The organism is Massilia sp. YIM B02769, from assembly GCF_030411995.1.
Lineage (GTDB): Bacteria > Pseudomonadota > Gammaproteobacteria > Burkholderiales > Burkholderiaceae_D > Telluria.
This window is the reverse complement of sequence record NZ_JASNRC010000002.1, coordinates 112,021-127,645: the sequence shown is the minus strand read 5'-3', so window position 1 is coordinate 127,645 and position 15,625 is coordinate 112,021. Positions and strand designations below refer to the sequence as shown.

The following is a 15,625-nucleotide window of genomic DNA, read 5'->3' as shown; positions in this document are numbered from 1 at the left end:
CGGTGGGCACTCTGTGCCCACGCGGTTACGTGTTCATCCAACGTCTGCGGCAGGAATGCTTCGCTCCGGAACGCTTGTTATTTTGTTGGCGCTAGCTTGACGCTTTTGGATATCGTGTTGGTGTGACGCGGCTTGCGTCACAGTGAGAAGCCAGCATCTTGCATGCTTTCGCGTGGGCACAGAGTGCCCACCGTACGGGTCTAGCCGCAGGCTCGCGGGGAATCCGCCACCGGTCTGGTGACGGATCTGTCGGCCATTCTCAACCGATATTGCTACCCCGGATCTTGCTCAGGTCCTTGTCATCGCCCAGGTTGCCCGGACGCGGATCGACGCTGCCGCCACCGCCGGTGCCCAGTGCCGAATCGTCGTTGATGCCCGTGCCGCTGCCCACGCTGCTGCCAACTGCGCCGCCACCCGCGCCGCCCAAACTGCCACCCGCACCCGTGCCGCTGCCGGCGTGCCCGGCGCCCAGCCCGCCGCCCGCACCCATGCTCGAGGCCGAGCCGCTCAGCCCGCCCACGGTGCCGCTCATCACCACGCCAGGACCCATCGTCGGGGCGCCGCCGCGCGCCGGGTCGGTGCCGTAGAAGCTGTGGATGCCCTTGGCCCAGTTCACGTCGGCCATGTCGGGCCAGGAGTCCTTGTTGAAGCCGGGCGCGGTTTTCAGGCGTTCTTTCTCGACGTTCAGCACGAAGCGCTTGTTGGCGGTGTCGAGGTGCAGGGCCTGCCAGGGCACGGCGAACAGTTTTTCGCCCAGGCCGAGGAAGCCGCCAAAGGCCAGCACGGCGTAAGCCACCTGGCCGGTGTTCATGTCGAGCATGATTTCCTTGATGTCGCCGAGGTCTTCTTCCGCACCGTTGACGACGTTGTCGCCGATCAGCGTGTCGGCGCCCATTAGCGAAGGGCCGGGGCCGATGCCGCTGGTGTCCTTGTACATGCCGTATTTGTCACGATCTGCGTAGCCCATCTCGTTCTCCCTGGTCTGTTTGGAAAGAAGTGCAAGCGCTCCCTGTCGAGGATAGGGGCCAGCCTTGCCGCACCCATGATATGGCTCAATCGTGCCAGGGCGCGCGCGCTTGCATGTCACGGCGGCGTCATCGATGCGTGTCTAAGATAGCGCTATGCGTGCTAGCGCACAGAAGGAACTCGACTGTGTAGTTATTCTGCCAAGTAATGTTTCGGAGGCTAAAGAGATGACTGTCACATCCCGCTGCAACCACCCAGGCCCGCTGGGCAAACTGATCCCGACCCGCTCGATCTCGTCGCTGCTGACGCGCCTGCTGCGCAAACGCTGAGCGCAAGCGGCCCCGGCAAGCGCGCCGCGCCAGGACCCAGGTCCCGCGCGGCGATTGCGCTTTGACGACGGCGCTTACGGATTGCCGGCGCCGCCCGCCACGCCATACACCTGGCCGGTCGTGTAGCTCGACTCGTCCGCTGCCAGCGTCACGAATGCCAGCGCCAGTTCGGCCGGCTGGCCCGGGCGTCCCATCGGCGATTCTTCCCCGAATTTCTTCAGGTTCTCCGGCGTCTGCCCGCCGCACACCTGCAGCGGCGTCCAGATCGGCCCCGGCGCGATCGCGTTCACGCGGATGCCTTTCTTGCCCAGCTGCTTGGCCAGCGACTTGGTGAACGCCACCTGCGCCGACTTGGTCGACGCGTAGTCGAGCAGGTTCTCCGACGGGCTGTAGGCCTGCACCGAAGCCGTGTTGATGATGCAGCTGCCCTGTTTCAGGTGCGGAATCGCGGCCTTGGTGATCCAGAACATCGCATACACATTGGTCTTGAAGGTCCAGTCGAACTGCTCGGTGGTGAGCTCGAGAATCGAATCGTGCGATTGCTGGCGCGCCGCGTTGTTCACCAGGATATCGAGCCCGCCCAGCTGGCGTACCGCTTCGCTAACGAGCTTGCGGCAGAAAGCTTCGTCGCGGATATCGCCGGGAATCGCCACCGCCTTGCGGCCGGCGTCCTGGATCAGGTTCACCACTTCGCGCGCATCGGCTTCCTCGGCCGGCAGGTAGTTGATGGCCACGTCCGCGCCTTCACGCGCGAACGCGATCACGGCGGCGCGGCCGATGCCGGAGTCGCCGCCGGTGACCAGCGCCTTGCGCCCCGCCAGGCGTCCGCTGCCGCGGTAGGTGGTTTCGCCGTGGTCGGGGCGCGGGTTCATCTTGCTGGCCAGGGCGGGCCAGGGCTGCGACTGGACGGCGAAGGGCGGGCGCGGGTAGCGCGCGGCCGCATCCTTGGCGCGGCCTGCCGGCGGCTGGCCCGCTGCGGCATCGCCCGTCTGGGCCATGGCGGAGGTGGTAGTGGCCGCGGCCGCGGTGGCGGCGAGACCGGTGGCGACGGTGCTGACGAAGCGTCGGCGCGATGGTTGCGCACCATCGACCGGCTTCTCGTTGTTCGAATCCATGTGTGCTCCTGGGTGGGTGGAAGTGGCGCCGCGACCCGATGGTGTCGGCGGCTGCAATTGATGGTAGCGATTCCCGGCAGAGCGCGGCATACCGTAGAAGGACGGGCCGATGCGGACCCGGCCGATCGGGTAGACTCATGCGCTCAGCAACGAGCAGACGGTAAGCAGTGAAACGAATAACGATCATCGCGGCGTTGGTTGGCGTCGCCCTTCTTGGCGGCGGCGCGGCCTGGTACTTCACGAACAGCGGCGACGCCAGCGCACCGCGCCGCGCCTTGCTGCCGCTGCCCGAGGCGGCGACCCAGCCATCGTGGACGGCGCGCGTGACGCCGCTGGCCGGCGATGGCCTGAATGGCGTGGTCGATGGCGGCACGGCCCTCAGCCGCTTCAGCGATCCGTTCGGCGTGGCGGTCGATGCGAAGGGCAACGTCTTCATCGCCGATGGCGGCGACAGCAACCGCATCCGCCGCATCGGCGCCGACGGCGTGGTCGGCACCTATGCCGGCGGGCGCGAAGGCTTTGCCGACGGCATCAGGGAAGCGGCCGCATTCAACACCCCGTCCGCGCTGGCGCTGGACCGCGCCGGCAATCTGTACGTGGCCGACACCGGCAACCACGCGATCCGCAAGATCGCGCGCGACGGCAGCGTGACCACGCTCGCGGGCGATGGCCAGCCCGGCTACCTGGACGGCATCGGCCGCACGGCGCGCTTCAACGGCCCGGTGGGCGTGGCGGTCGACCGCGACGGCAACGTGTTTGTCGCCGACACCTATAACGACCGCATCCGCCGCATCGCGCCCGACGGCACGGTGACCACGGTGGCCGGGAATGGCCGGCCCGGCGCGCTCGACGGCACTGCGGCGACGGCCGGCTTCGACACGCCGGTCGGCATCGCGGTCGACAGGAGCGGCATCCTGTTCGTGGCCGATACCGGCAACAACGCGATCCGCCGCATCGGCCTTGATGGCATGGTGACGACGATTGCGGCGCCGATTCCGGGCGAGCCGAAACCGGTGCTGACGCGGCCCGCCGGCCTGGCGCTGACGAAAGACGGCTACCTGTACGTGTCCAGCGGCGCGGGCGGACGCATCGTCCAGATCGCCCCGGACTGGACCTACCACCCGCTGCTCGACGCCGACCGTCCGCCGGAAACCAGCTATGGCAGCGACGGCACGGTGCGCCTGTTCGGGCCGCGCGGCATTGCCGTGCGCCGCGACGGCAGCCTGGTGGTGGCCGATGCGCAGGCGCTGCGCGTGTTCTCGCTGGCCGCGCCGCGCCAGGGCGAAGCGGTGCCCAAGCCCTTGCCGGCGGCGCCGGTGGCGCGCGAGGCGCCGATGCCCTGGCCAGTCGGTCCGCAAAACGAGGTGCACGAAGTGGTCGGCGTGATGGGCGAGGTGCGCGGGAGCTACGACGGCGAGAGCCGCCACCACTTCCATGCGGGCCTGGACATCCGCGCCGACGTCGGTTCGCGCGTGCTGGCCATCGTTCCCTCGAAGGTCAGCGATCCGTATCCGAACTGGGCCTTCGGCAACCTGGTCGAGGGCATGAGCGTGGGGCCGCTGTCGTACATCCACATGCGCGTGGGGCGCGAGAGGGATGGCAAGCCGCTCGACGACCGCTTCCACCTGCTGCTGGACGCGCGCGGCAAGCCGGAACGCGTGCGCGTGCAGCGCGGCACCCGCTTTGCGGTGGGCGATGCGCTCGGCACCATCAACGCCATGGCGCACGTGCACATGGAGCACTATCCGGCCGGGGCGCCGTCGAATCCGTTGCTGCTGCCTTTCGTCGGGTTGCGCGATACGATTCCGCCGACGATCAACGGCATCGCCCTGTACGACGGCGGCGGACGGCGCATCAAGGCGGCGCGCAAGGGCGAGCCTTTGCGCATCGAGCGGGCGCTGGGCGACGTCAACATCGTGGTCGATGCCTACGACCAGATGGACGGCAACCTGGCGCGGCGCAGGCTGGGCCTGTACAAGCTGGGCTACCAGGTGCTGCGAGCCGACGGGACGCCGGTGACCGGGTTCGAGCAGCCCTTGGTTACGCAGGTCTACGACCGCCTGCCGCGCGACCAGGAGGCGGTGAAGCTGATGTATGCGGACAGCAGCGGGATCACGGTGTATGGCAGCAAGACAACGCGCTTTGCGTATGCGGTGAGCAATACGCTGCAGGGTGGGCAGGCGTTGCCGGGGAGCTGGAAGGTGGGCGGGCTGGCGCCGGGGGAGTATGTGTTGCGGGTGTATGCCGCGGATTATGCGGGCCTGGTCGCCATGGAGGGGCGTGATTTACCGGTGACGGTGGAGTAGGATGGGCGGGTTTCCCGTCCACGCGTTCAACCAGCGCCCGAAAAACTGGTAAGGTGATTCGAACGTCCGTTGAACGCGTGGACGGCCGAGCCGCCTTTCGTGGCCCGGTCCACCCTACGTTTATCGCCAAATAGGGCGTGACGGCTTCGCAAACGCTGGTTGAACGCGTGGGCACAGGAGCGCCCACCCTACGATATCAACGGCCGCAGGCGCATGCATGCGTAGAGCGTGTGAAGAAATCGTCAGGGCAAGGCGCAGAGTCGAAGACAGTACGAGCGTACGGCGAGACGATGCAACGCAGCCATGGCGATTTATTCATACGCTCGTAGGGTGGGCGCCCCGTGCCCACGCGGTCAACGTTCATTTAAATAGCGGCGCAGTCCGACCAAATCAGCGCAGCAGCTTGAGCCCAGGCGGCAAGGCCTCGCCCAGCATCCGCGTCTCGCTGGCCTGATCCAGCTCCACCACCTCGCGCACCATCGCCGACCACGCTGGCGGCGCCCCGATCGACGCCAGCCGCCGCAGCACCTCGCCCCGCACCGGCTCCGACACGTCGCGCGAGCGGTCGCCCGTCATGCGCGCGATGTGGGTGGCCGCAAACCCCGCCGGCTCGACCTTCTTCCAGTCCAGCTTCAGGAGCCTGCCCAGCCATTCCTCGGCTGCTTCCACCGGCGCCACTTCATGCGCGCTGCCATGGAAGGACTGGCGTGCCCCAACGCGCCCCAGCGCCCACAGGTAGCGCGTATAGGTCGCCGCCGTCTTCGCATCCAGCTTCGCGCCGCTTGATGGAATCGCGGCGATCTGCTCCATCATCCAGTTGCCGATCTCCGCCTTGTAGGCCGACGGTATCCGCTCCAGCGAGGCGCCCAGGCGCAGCATGTCGTCGTCGCTGCCGTCGACCAGGGTGATGGGACGCTTGCCACGCTCCGACGCATCGGCCTGCAGATTGAAGGCGAAATCGTCGAGCAGGCGCAGTTGCGCTTCGGTGTCGAGGCCGCCGGCAACACGGCGCCACAGCGTCCACCATTCGGCGCGCACCTGGCTGTCCTTGTGGTACTGCACGCCAGTCTCGAACATCGCCCACAATTGCTCGATGCGCCAGCCGTCGAGCGGGTGGCCGAAGCCGGGACGCAGCGCATAGCCGGCTAGGTTCAGCCAGGCGCGTTCGTGTTCGCTCGACCGGCGGCGGCCCTTGGCGCGTTCCATCAAGGCGTCGAACAGACGACGCAGCAGCGGCGTGGTCCAGCCCTCGCGCCGGCCCAGCAGGTGTTCGAGGCTGGCGCGCAGTTGGCGCACTTCTTTCGGGTCGACCTGTTTCGAACGGGTGCCGAAGATGCGGTCGATCCTGTCGATGGCGGCGCCGAGTTGCGCCGGCAGTGTTTCCTGTTCCGGGGTTTCCAGTAGCTCGCCGCCTTCGGCTTCGCGCAGCTGGAAAGCCAGCTGCCAGCGCTGGCCATCGTCGGCCACGCAATGCACTTCCAGCGAACCGACTTCGCTCAGCGTGGCTGCCAGCTGCACCGGAATGTCGCTCAGGGCGGCGGCGCCGGGCGCGGCGCGCAGTACGGTGGCGATCGGCGGCAGGCGCACCACGTCGAGCGGCGGCAGATCGACCAGTTCGCCCGGCTGGGGCGCCGCGCCGGCATCGGCAATCGTCGACACCAGGTGGAAGCGTACCGGCCGCCCCAGGCGCAGTGCGAAGGTGCGTTCATGCAGCCGCACTTCGGTGGCGGCCGGCGTCCCGCGCGGCAGCAGGCAGACCGCGCGCAAGGCGCCGCCGCTGGCCTTTTCGCCCTCCAGCAGCAGGTAGTAGCTGCGCGCCGCACCGCTTTCGATGGAAGGCGCCTGGCCCTGGCGCGCCAGCGAATAGGCGACGCCGCCGCGCGCCACGGCCACGTCCGGGTTCTCGTTGTGCAGCACCGTGAGCGGTGCGCCGCGCCATTGCGCCAACACGGTAGACAGGCGCTCGGCCAGCGCCGCGCCACGGAACACGCCGCCGTTCAGCAGCAGGGTGTCCGGCACCGGCAGCGATTCGTCACCATCGGGCAGGCCGAGCGCTTCGCGCGCTGCCATTGCATGCTGGCGCAGGAAGCTGGCCAGGTGGCGCGTGACGGCCGGATCGCTCGCATACGGCAGGCCGAATTCGACGATGCCGGCACGGGCGCGGCGCGCGCCTTCCTGTTCCGCGTTGAGCGGAAAGAAGCCGTCCAGCACCACGCGCTCGATGTCGTCGCGGCGCAGGTCGGCCTTGCGGCTGCCGCCAATCAAACGGGAGCCGGAACCGAGCAGGGTGACGGTGACGAGATCCGGCGCATCGGGCGCCAGCAGCTGCTCCTTGGCGGCGCGGCAGCGTTCGGTCAGCTGGGCCAGGCGTGCGGCCGACAAACGCTCGCGCGGTGCGTTCTCACCGGCCGCCTCGTCCATGCGCGCTTCCACCAGATGGGCCAGGGCGAGGTCCATGTTGTCGCCGCCCAGGATCAGATGGTTGCCCACGCCGATGCGGGTGAGCGTCGGTTCGCCATCGACCAGTTCGACTTTGACCAGGCTGAAGTCGGTGGTGCCGCCGCCAACGTCGGCGACCAGCACCAGGCGCGTTTGCGACAGGTCTTGCGTCAGCGTGGCGCGGTGGCGGTACAGCCAGTCGTAGAGAGCCGCCTGCGGTTCTTCCAGCAGGCGCAGTTGCGGCAGGCCGGCCAGCCTGGCTGCTTCCAGGGTGAGGGCGCGCGCGCCTTCGTCGAACGAAGCCGGCACGGTGAGCACCAGTTCCTGGCGTTCGAGCGGATGATTGGGAAAACGGGTATTCCAGTTGGCGCGCAGGTGAGCCAGGTAGCTGGCGCTGGCCGCCACCGGCGACACCTTCGGCACGTCCGGCTCGGCGCCCCAGGGCAGGATCGGCGCCATGCGGTCGACGCCGGGATGCGACAGCCAGCTCTTGGCGCTGGCCACCAGCCGGCCCGGCGTCGCGGCGCCAAGATTGCGCGCCAGGCGTCCGACGGCGACCTGCGCCACGCCGGCCACATCATCCTGCAGCCAGGGCAGCGGCAGTTCGCCGGCGGCGAGTTCGCCATCGGCCGGGTGGTAGCGATTCGACGGCAGCAGCGGCGCGCCGGCCACTTCGCCGGGCGCCACCAGTTGGTCGATGGAGAACAGTTCAACCTCGGCAGCGCCGGGCGCCGCGTAAGCCAGCACCGTATTCGTGGTGCCGAGGTCGATGCTGACCAGCCAGGGTTTCACTGGGCGTCGGAGGCGTTGCGAACGTCGAACTCGACCTTCCAGCGCTGGCCTTCCGGCGACAGCGCCGCCAGTTCCAGCGTGCCCGCCTCGGTGGCCAGTGCGTGCAACTTGACCTGCACCACGTCGCCCGGCGTGCGGCCCTCGGCCGGCAGGGTCGCCTGGATCTCGTTCATCTCCTGCAGTTCGTCCGGACCCCAGAAGTCGAGGATGTCGCCAATCTGATCCTGGCGGCGCGTGGTCGAGCCGAAGAAGCGGAAGTGCACCGGCTCACCGACCACCAGGCCGAATTCCTGGCCCGGCAGTTCGAGTTCGCTGCCTTCTTCCATGCCGAAGGGCGCCACGCACAGGGCCTGGATCGGCGGCTCCATGCCGGGAATCGCCGGCATCGAGGACTCCACGCCCACGTAGTAGGAACGCGCCGTGCCGCCGCGGATGCGCACGCCGCCGCCGCGACGGGCGTAGCTGTAGTAGGCAGCTCCGCGTGCCACGGCCAGGTCGAGGTCGGCGCCTTCGAGCATGCGCGCTGGTTCCGCGCCTTCCATGTAGAGCCAGTCGTTGATGGTGTCCATCACGCGCTGCGCCAGGATGCTGGATTTGAACACGCCGCCGTTGAACAGCACCGCGCTCGGATGCAGGAAGGTATGTTCGGCGCTGACGCGGCCTGCGAAACCTTCGAGTTCGGCTGTGGCGCCGGCCTGGCGCGCCAGGAAGGCGCTCAAATGCTTGGTGATCGCCGCATCCTGCGCATACGGCAGGCCGAGTTGCGTCAGGCCGGCACGGGCGCGGGTGGCCGGGCGTGCGCTCGCTTCCACGCGCGGGAAGAAACCGTCGGTGATGAAGGCGGTGACTTCCTCGCGCGTGAGTTCGGTGCGGATCGAGCCGCCGATGAGTTTCGAGCCGCGGCTCGGCACCACGATCGGCCAGGTGGTGGCGTTCGGGTCGGCCAGCAGGTGCTCTTTCGCGCCACGGCAGCCGTAGGTGAGGGCGCGCATCTGCCAGGCATCCAGTTGCGTGCCGTTGGCGGCGAGTTTGCGTGCCACCAGGTGCGCCAGCGCCAGGTCCATGTTGTCGCCGCCGAGCAGGATGTGGTCGCCCACGGCCACGCGGTGCGGTTCCAGCTTGCCGTCGCGTTCGAGGATGGCGATCAGCGAGAAGTCGCTGGTGCCGCCGCCCACGTCCACGACCAGCACGATGTCGCCGGCTTTCACCTGCTTGCGCCAGGCGCCGTTGCTGCCCTGGATCCAGCTGTACAGGGCCGCTTGCGGTTCCTCGAGCAGGGTGGCGGATGCATAGCCGGCGTTGCGCGCCGCTTCGGCCGTCAGTTCGCGCGCGCCCGGGTCGAAGGACGCGGGAATGGTGACCGTGACTTGCTGCTGGTCGAACGGCGCTTCCGGATGCGCGTGGTCCCAGGCGCGGCGCAGGTGCTGCAGGTAACGGGTGGAGGCTTCCAGCGGCGAGACGCGCGTGACTTCTTCCGGCGCGTCCGATGGCAGGATGGCGGCGCGGCGGTCCACGCTCGGGTGCGAGAGCCAGCTCTTGGCAGACGACACCAGGCGGATCGGCGTGGTGGCGCCACGGCTGCGCGCCATGTCGCCAGCAACGGCGGTCTCGCCTTCGGTCGACCATGGCAGGGCCAGTTCGCCGGGCGCCAGTTCGTCCGGGTGCGGCAGATAGAGGAAGGACGGCAGCAGCGGCAGCGCTTCGACGGTGCCCGGTGCGCTCAGCTGCGGCACCGGCAGCACGCCGTGCGCGGTCTTCTCGCCGTCGCTCGTTTCGAGGTCGACGTAGGAGAGGGCGCTGTGCGTCGTGCCCAGGTCGATACCGATGGCGTAACGCGCGCTCACAGTTCCACCTCGGCCGGAGCGATGACGCTGGCGTCGTGTTCCTTGGCCAGCTGCGGCAGGCGTACGTCGGTTGCGCGCCAGCCGCGGTGGCTCAGCGTGCCCTTGAACGGGGCCTTGCCGACCACGTTGCCGGTCAGGCGCACGCTGGCGGCATCGAAACCTTCTTCCAGCGTCACGCGGCTGCCTTCGGCTTCGCTGCGGACCGGGGCGATGGTGAAGTGTTCCTTCAGGACGCGGGCACAGCCTTCGTGCACCACGCGCGCGGCGGCGCCGATGTCGGCGTCGGCATAGCTGGCCAGGTTTTCGTTGGCGAAGTCGATCAGGCGCGCTTCGCGCTGCAGCAGGGTCAGGAGCTGCAGGGCCGATTCGGGCGTGTTCACGCGCAGCGGCGTTGGGGCCGGCGCGACGGGGGCTGGAGCAGGGGCTGGAGCAGGGGCTGGAGGCGGAACGGGCGCGGCGGCCACAGGACCAACCTGGTCATCGCGCACGCGCGCGGCAAATTCGGCATCGCCGGCGGTCTTGAAAAAGGCGCCGAAGGCAAGCGACAGCCGGCTCCAGAAGCCTGGCAGTTGGGTCGGTGTATTCATTCTTGGTGTTCTGTAGGTGAGGGACGGGACGCTGTCAGATAGCATCGGGGTCCGGAAAACGCGAATGATACCAGTTCGACCACGGGTGGCGCACGCGTGCAGCCCAGTCCTGGGAAGGCGGCGGCCCGTCCGCTTGCCAAAATGCGTTGACTTTATCTTCTGTTTGTTCTTTAATTTCTGTCATAACAGAAAAGAGAGAAAAATCATGGAGCTGAGCCCGACCGCACAGAAGTTCGTACTGCACTGGGGCGAGATGGGTACCCGCTGGGGCGTCAACCGCACCGTGGCGCAGATCCACGCGCTGCTCTACCTGGCCGAGCGCCCCTTGAGTGCCGACGACATCGTCGAGACCTTGGGCGTGGCGCGTTCGAATGTCAGCAACAGCCTGAAGGAGCTGCAGAGCTGGAAGCTGGTGCGCATCACCCACGTGCTGGGCGACCGGCGCGACCATTTCGTGGCCCTGCAGGATGTGTGGGAAATCTTCCGCGTGATCCTGGAAGAGCGCAAGCGGCGCGAGATCGACCCGACCCTGAGCGTGCTGCGCGAATGCGCCATCGAAGGCACGCAGGACGAGCAGCTCGACGCCGACACGCTCGCGCGCATGCAGACCGTGCTCGACTTCCTCGAAATGCTGAGCACCACCTTCCAGGATTACCAGCACCTGTCGCCGCAGACCCTGCAGCGCTTCCTGACAATGGGCGGCAAGGTGGCGCGCTTTTTGGGACCGAACGACAAGGAGCCGGCATGAGCGCACTCACGTTGTACTACGACGGCCGCTGCCCGTTCTGCGTGAGCGCGATGCGGCGCCTGAAGAAGTGGAATACGAAAGGGCGCCTGGACTTCGTCGACATCACCCAGCACGGCTTCGACCCGTCATTCCTCGGCGTGGACATGGCGGCCCTGAACCGCGAACTGCACGGCCGCACGCGTGAAGGCGCGGTCCTGGTCGGCATCGACTGCATGCTGGTCGCCTACACCCTGGTGGGACGCGGCTGGCTGGTCTGGCCGCTGCGCATTCCTTTCCTGCGTCCGCTGCTGGCGCGCTGCTATCGCTGGTTTGCACGCCACCGCTATGCCATTTCGCGCCGCCTCGGCTATCGCCTGCCGCCACGCTGCAACGGCGACACTTGCGAGATCGGCAACCCCTTCCTGAGGTGACACCATGATGCATACGACACTGCGCGGATGGCTGATCCGCTGGCTGTACCTGGTTTCGCTCATGCACGTGCTGGTGGGCGCTTTGTTGCCCTGGATGGCGGCGGCGCCGGTACTCGATGCTTACCACGGCGGCATCGAAGCCGCCTTCTGGCCCGGTGGCGCACCGGGCCAGGCCAGGGAGCTGCAGACCTGGTGGATTGCGCTGTTCGGGCCGACGGTGCAGTTGATGGCCCTGTGGATGATCGCCCTGATCCACCTGGCCGACCGCCTGCGCCAGCCGCAGGTCTGGCTCTGGCTGATGATCGGCCTGCTGGCCTGGGCCCCCCAGGACATCCTCGTGTCGCTGCGCGCCGCCTGCTGGCCGCACGTATGGGTCGATGTCGCGGCGCTGGCCGTGATGCTGCCGCCGCTGTTCTGGTTGTGGCGCCATGACCGGCTGGCGGTGGCGTCATGAACACCCATGTATTGGCCTTGCAGCTGATGGCGGCGCAGGGCTGCCTGGGCGCCTTCGACACCCTGTATCACCACGAACTCACCGAAGCGCTGCCGCAAAAGCCGGGCGCGCGGCTGGAACTCGGCATCCATGCGACCCGCGCCATCATCTACGCGCTGCTGTTCATCGGGCTCGCCTACTGGGAATGGCATGGCCTGTTTGCCGTGGCCTTGCTGGGCATCTTCACGGTGGAGATCGTACTCACGCTCTGGGATTTCGTGGTCGAGGACCGCACCCGCCTGCTGCCGGCCACCGAGCGGGTCACGCACACGGTACTGGCGATCAACGGCGGCGCCTTCATCACGCTGCTGGCGATGCATTTTCCGGTCTGGTACGCGGAGCCGACGGGCATGGTGTGGAGCCCGCAGGGCTGGCTCAGCGTCTTCCTCGCGCTGTGCGGCGTGGGTGTCGGCGTATCCGGTCTGCGCGATGCGCTGGCGGCCTTGCGGCTCGGTCGGGTGGATCATCAGGTTGCGGCCGAGACGTCCGTCTCCTTCGACGAGACGAAGCGCACCGTGCTGGTCACCGGCGCCACAGGCTTCATCGGCCGCCAATTGGTGCGCGCGCTGCTGAGCGACGGCCACGAGGTAATTGCCCTGACCCGCCAGCCAAAGCAGGCCGCATGGACCTTCGACGGCAAGGTGCGCTGCATCGCCTCGATGGGGGAGCTGCCGGCGGCTTGCCGCGTCGATGTGGTGGTCAACCTGGCCGGCGCCCGCATCCTGGGTCCGCGCTGGAATGCCAGGCGCCGCGCGGCCTTGCGCCGCAGCCGCATCGGCCTGACCGGGCAGGTGGTCGACTGGATCGCGCGCGCCGAACACAAGCCCTTCCTGATGCTGTCGGCGTCCGCGATCGGTTACTACGGCATCCAGCCCATCGGCGACGCGACGGAACTCGACGAAAGCGGGCCGCCGCAAGCGATGTTCATGTCTGACCTGTGCCGCGAGTGGGAGGGAGCCGCAGGTGCCGCCGCGCAATACGGCACGCAGGTGGAATGCCTGCGCTTCGGCCTGGTGATCGGCCTGGCCGGCGCGCTGCCGATGATGCTGCTGCCGATCCTGCTGGGATTGGGCGGCAGACTGGGAAGCGGGAAGCAGTGGCTGTCGTGGATCCACGTCGACGACGTGGTGCGCGGCATGGCGCATCGCTGGCGTAGCGCGGCGCAGGGAAGCGGCGTGCCCGGTGTGGGCGTGACCAATTTCACGGCGCCGGAATCGGTGACGCAGTTCGACTTCAGCCGGGCGGCGGCGCGCGTCTGGCATCGCCCTTGTGTGCTGCCGACGCCCGGCTGGCCGATGCGGCTGGCGCTTGGCGAGCAGGCCGACTTGCTGCTGGAAGGACAGCGCGTGGTGCCGCAGCGCCTGCAGCGGGAAGGCTTTGTGTTCCGTTATCCGGGCATCGCGGCAGCGTTGCGGAGCGTGAAATGAACAGCCGGGGTCAGGTCTGACATTTGGACACAAGCTCGACTTTACAGGGGTGCCTGGCCTGAGACTGCCTGTCGAAAGATGCCGGTGGCGAGGCCAAGGCAGAGTTCGTGTCCGAATGTCAGACCTGACCCCGGCTGTTCAGCTATAGTCGCACCATGCCAGCCGATCGCACCTACCCGCACACCCCCGACGGACGTTACTTCGTCGTCTCCGGCCGCCTTTGGCGTACCAGTAATCCCGGTCTCGCACCGGAAGTACGCCAGGAATGGGTCGACAAGCTCATGAAGGCACGGCGCCAGGTCGGCCTCGCGAAGAAAGCCGGCGACATGGATGCGGAGCGCAAGGCGCGTTCGGAAGTCGACCAGGCCAAGCGCGCCCTGGGCGAGCGCGGCCCGGTATGGTGGACCGACGGCGCGCCGGACCTGAACCGGCGCATGGTCGCCAACACGCCATATGCCGGCTGGTACGCGGCCCTGGCGGCGGATGGCGCGGATTGACGCCGATTGATCCTCAGGCCGCGCCGGCGCGCGCGACCAATGCCTGGCTGTAGGCGCCGAAATCGTCGAGCCCACGCTTGATGATCGTCACCAGCGCCGGCAACGGCGCGGCCTGGTGGTCCCATTCGGCGCGGCAGAATTCGCCGGTGCGCTTCAGGTCTTCGGCCAGCGCCGCATCGATCCAGCCATGCTCGGCCAGCAGGGTGATGACTTCGCGCTCGTCGTGCGGCTCGCCCAGGCCGGCGTCGGCGATCACATAATCTCCCATCTCGACCGCCGCTTCCCAGGCGCGGATCACGTTCAGCGTGGCCGCGTCCTGGCGCGTGATGTCGCCGACAAAGGTGGTCGGGTCCTTTTCGTACTCTTCGCGGGCGCGCCGGCAGCAGCGTTCGATGGTGCCGGTCTTGCCGATCAATACGGTGTCGTCCATGGGGGCTCCTCAGATCAGGAAAAGCAATGCTGCCACAGCGGTCGGTCCCAGCGCGCCACCCAGGAGGCCGAGCGCGCCAATCGACTCGTCGGCAAAGCCGTGTTTCAGCAGGGCCGCGCCGGCCGGGTTCGGGGCGTTGGCGATCACGGTCAGGCCGCCGCCGGCCACCGCGCCCGCCACCAGCATGTATTGCGCGTGTTCCGACAGGCCCGCGATCAGCGAGCCGAGATAGGTGAGGGCGGCATTGTCGGTAATCGCGGTGAGGCCCAGCGCGCCGAAGAACAGGGCGGTCGGCCCCAGGCTCGAGACGACCGGCTGCAGCCACCATTGCTGCATCCCGCCCAGCACCACCAGGCCGGCCAGGAAGAAGCCGACCAACAAGCCTTCCTTCAGGATCAGCGGGTCCTGGTAGCGCTGGTAAGCCTGGGTAAAGCCGAGGAAGAGCATGAACAGGCCGAGGAAGAACACCGGATGGTGGGCCAGCAGCACCACGGCCGCCAGGAAGGCCAGGTGGATCGCCGACACCTTGAGCGGCACCGTTTTTTGCTCGTCCGTCGTGGCAACCGGCGCCAGGTAGCGCCGCAAGAGCAGGGTGATGACGGTGGCGTTGACCAGCACGGCCACGGCCGCGCGCCAGCCCAAGTGCAGGAACATGTAGGCGCTGTCCCAGCCCCAGGTGGACGCGACCATCAGCACTGGCGGAGCGGCGTAGGCGGTCAGGGTGCCACCGATCGACACGTTCACGAACAGCACGCCCAGCGCGCCGTACTTCAACCCTTCCGGAATGCCGGGCCGGAATACCTGGGGCGCGAGCATCAGCGCCGCCAATGTCATCGCCGCCGGTTCGGTGATCAGCGAGCCGGCCAGCGGCACCAGGGCCAGGCCGAGCCAGGCCAGCGCGACCTCGGTGCGCAGCGGGGCAAAGCGCGCCAGTGCCCGCAGCAGCGCGCGCACGGCGTCGAGGATGGGACGCGAGGCGGCAATCACCATCACCACGAATACGAACAGCGGTTCCGTGAACTGGCGCGACTCGGCATAGTCGACCGCCGTGCCCGGCCCGCCGATCAAGGCCATGGCCACGATCAGGACCATGGCCCAGAAACCGAACACGACCTCGACTTCGCCCAGCAGGCCGGCATGGCGCGGGTGGCGATGGGCCAGCATCTCGAAACCCTTGGCGGAGAAAGTATGGATGAGGGCGCAGGCGAACAGGATGGCGCCGACCAGCTGCATGGTGGTCAT

At 68.0% G+C, this 15,625-nt stretch carries 13 protein-coding genes; 6 read left to right on the top strand and 7 right to left on the bottom strand.

The genetic code is table 11. The features are described 5' to 3' along the window. Nucleotides 1-259: 259 nt before the first annotated feature. Nucleotides 260-967 carry a PRC-barrel domain-containing protein gene (locus QPK31_RS03295; RefSeq protein WP_290421521.1) on the bottom strand — a complete coding sequence of 236 codons (708 nt, stop codon included), beginning with the start codon at nt 965-967 and terminating at the stop codon, nt 260-262. Between the two features lie 402 nt (nt 968-1,369). After that, on the bottom strand, nt 1,370-2,410 hold the full coding sequence (locus QPK31_RS03290; RefSeq protein WP_290421520.1) for an SDR family oxidoreductase: 1,041 nt from the start codon (nt 2,408-2,410) through the stop codon (nt 1,370-1,372). Nucleotides 2,411-2,577: 167 nt separating this feature from the next. Between QPK31_RS03290 and QPK31_RS03285 the strand changes: the two genes are divergently transcribed. Further along, a complete protein-coding gene (locus tag QPK31_RS03285) occupies nt 2,578-4,716 on the top strand; it encodes an NHL repeat-containing protein (protein WP_290421519.1) in 2,139 nt (712 codons plus the stop codon). 390 nt (nt 4,717-5,106) lie between these two features. Here the strand turns inward: QPK31_RS03285 and QPK31_RS03280 are convergent, their stop codons facing one another. From QPK31_RS03280 to QPK31_RS03270, 3 genes are read right to left on the bottom strand one after another with little or no spacing between them, the layout of a single operon-like run. Beyond that, nucleotides 5,107-7,947: an Hsp70 family protein gene (locus tag QPK31_RS03280; protein ID WP_290421518.1), complete on the bottom strand. Its 2,841-nt coding sequence runs from the start codon at nt 7,945-7,947 to the stop codon at nt 5,107-5,109. Continuing rightward, nucleotides 7,944-9,791 carry an Hsp70 family protein gene (locus tag QPK31_RS03275; RefSeq protein ID WP_290421517.1) on the bottom strand — a complete coding sequence of 616 codons (1,848 nt, stop codon included), beginning with the start codon at nt 9,789-9,791 and terminating at the stop codon, nt 7,944-7,946. Before QPK31_RS03275 ends, QPK31_RS03280 begins: the two co-directional genes overlap by 4 nt. Next, entirely contained in the window at nt 9,788-10,378 is a 591-nt protein-coding gene (locus tag QPK31_RS03270; RefSeq protein WP_290421516.1) for a DUF2760 domain-containing protein, read from the bottom strand. The genes QPK31_RS03275 and QPK31_RS03270 overlap by 4 nt, the downstream gene beginning before the upstream one ends. Before the next feature lie 205 nt (nt 10,379-10,583). On the opposite strand from QPK31_RS03270, the gene QPK31_RS03265 reads away from it, so the two are divergent. The 5 genes from QPK31_RS03265 to QPK31_RS03245 all read left to right on the top strand — a co-directional run bounded on the left by QPK31_RS03265 (nt 10,584) and on the right by QPK31_RS03245 (nt 13,953). Further along, on the top strand, nt 10,584-11,126 hold the full coding sequence (locus QPK31_RS03265; protein WP_290421515.1) for a GbsR/MarR family transcriptional regulator: 543 nt from the start codon (nt 10,584-10,586) through the stop codon (nt 11,124-11,126). Next, nucleotides 11,123-11,536, top strand: a complete 414-nt coding sequence (locus tag QPK31_RS03260) for a thiol-disulfide oxidoreductase DCC family protein (RefSeq protein WP_290421514.1) — start codon at nt 11,123-11,125, stop codon at nt 11,534-11,536. Before QPK31_RS03265 ends, QPK31_RS03260 begins: the two co-directional genes overlap by 4 nt. A gap of 4 nt (nt 11,537-11,540) precedes the next feature. Beyond that, nucleotides 11,541-11,990, top strand: a complete 450-nt coding sequence (locus QPK31_RS03255; RefSeq protein ID WP_290421513.1) for a cell division protein — start codon at nt 11,541-11,543, stop codon at nt 11,988-11,990. After that, nucleotides 11,987-13,456: a TIGR01777 family oxidoreductase gene (locus QPK31_RS03250; protein WP_290421512.1), complete on the top strand. Its 1,470-nt coding sequence runs from the start codon at nt 11,987-11,989 to the stop codon at nt 13,454-13,456. Before QPK31_RS03255 ends, QPK31_RS03250 begins: the two co-directional genes overlap by 4 nt. Before the next feature lie 155 nt (nt 13,457-13,611). Further along, nucleotides 13,612-13,953, top strand: a complete 342-nt coding sequence (locus QPK31_RS03245) for a hypothetical protein (RefSeq protein WP_290421511.1) — start codon at nt 13,612-13,614, stop codon at nt 13,951-13,953. A 13-nt stretch (nt 13,954-13,966) separates the two neighbouring features. On the opposite strand, the gene QPK31_RS03240 is transcribed toward QPK31_RS03245, so the two are convergent. Together QPK31_RS03240 and QPK31_RS03235 are read right to left on the bottom strand one after the other, a co-directional pair. Next, nucleotides 13,967-14,383, bottom strand: a complete 417-nt coding sequence (locus QPK31_RS03240) for a DUF86 domain-containing protein (RefSeq protein WP_290421510.1) — start codon at nt 14,381-14,383, stop codon at nt 13,967-13,969. A gap of 9 nt (nt 14,384-14,392) precedes the next feature. After that, on the bottom strand, nt 14,393-15,625 hold the full coding sequence (locus QPK31_RS03235; RefSeq protein ID WP_290421509.1) for a putative Na+/H+ antiporter: 1,233 nt from the start codon (nt 15,623-15,625) through the stop codon (nt 14,393-14,395).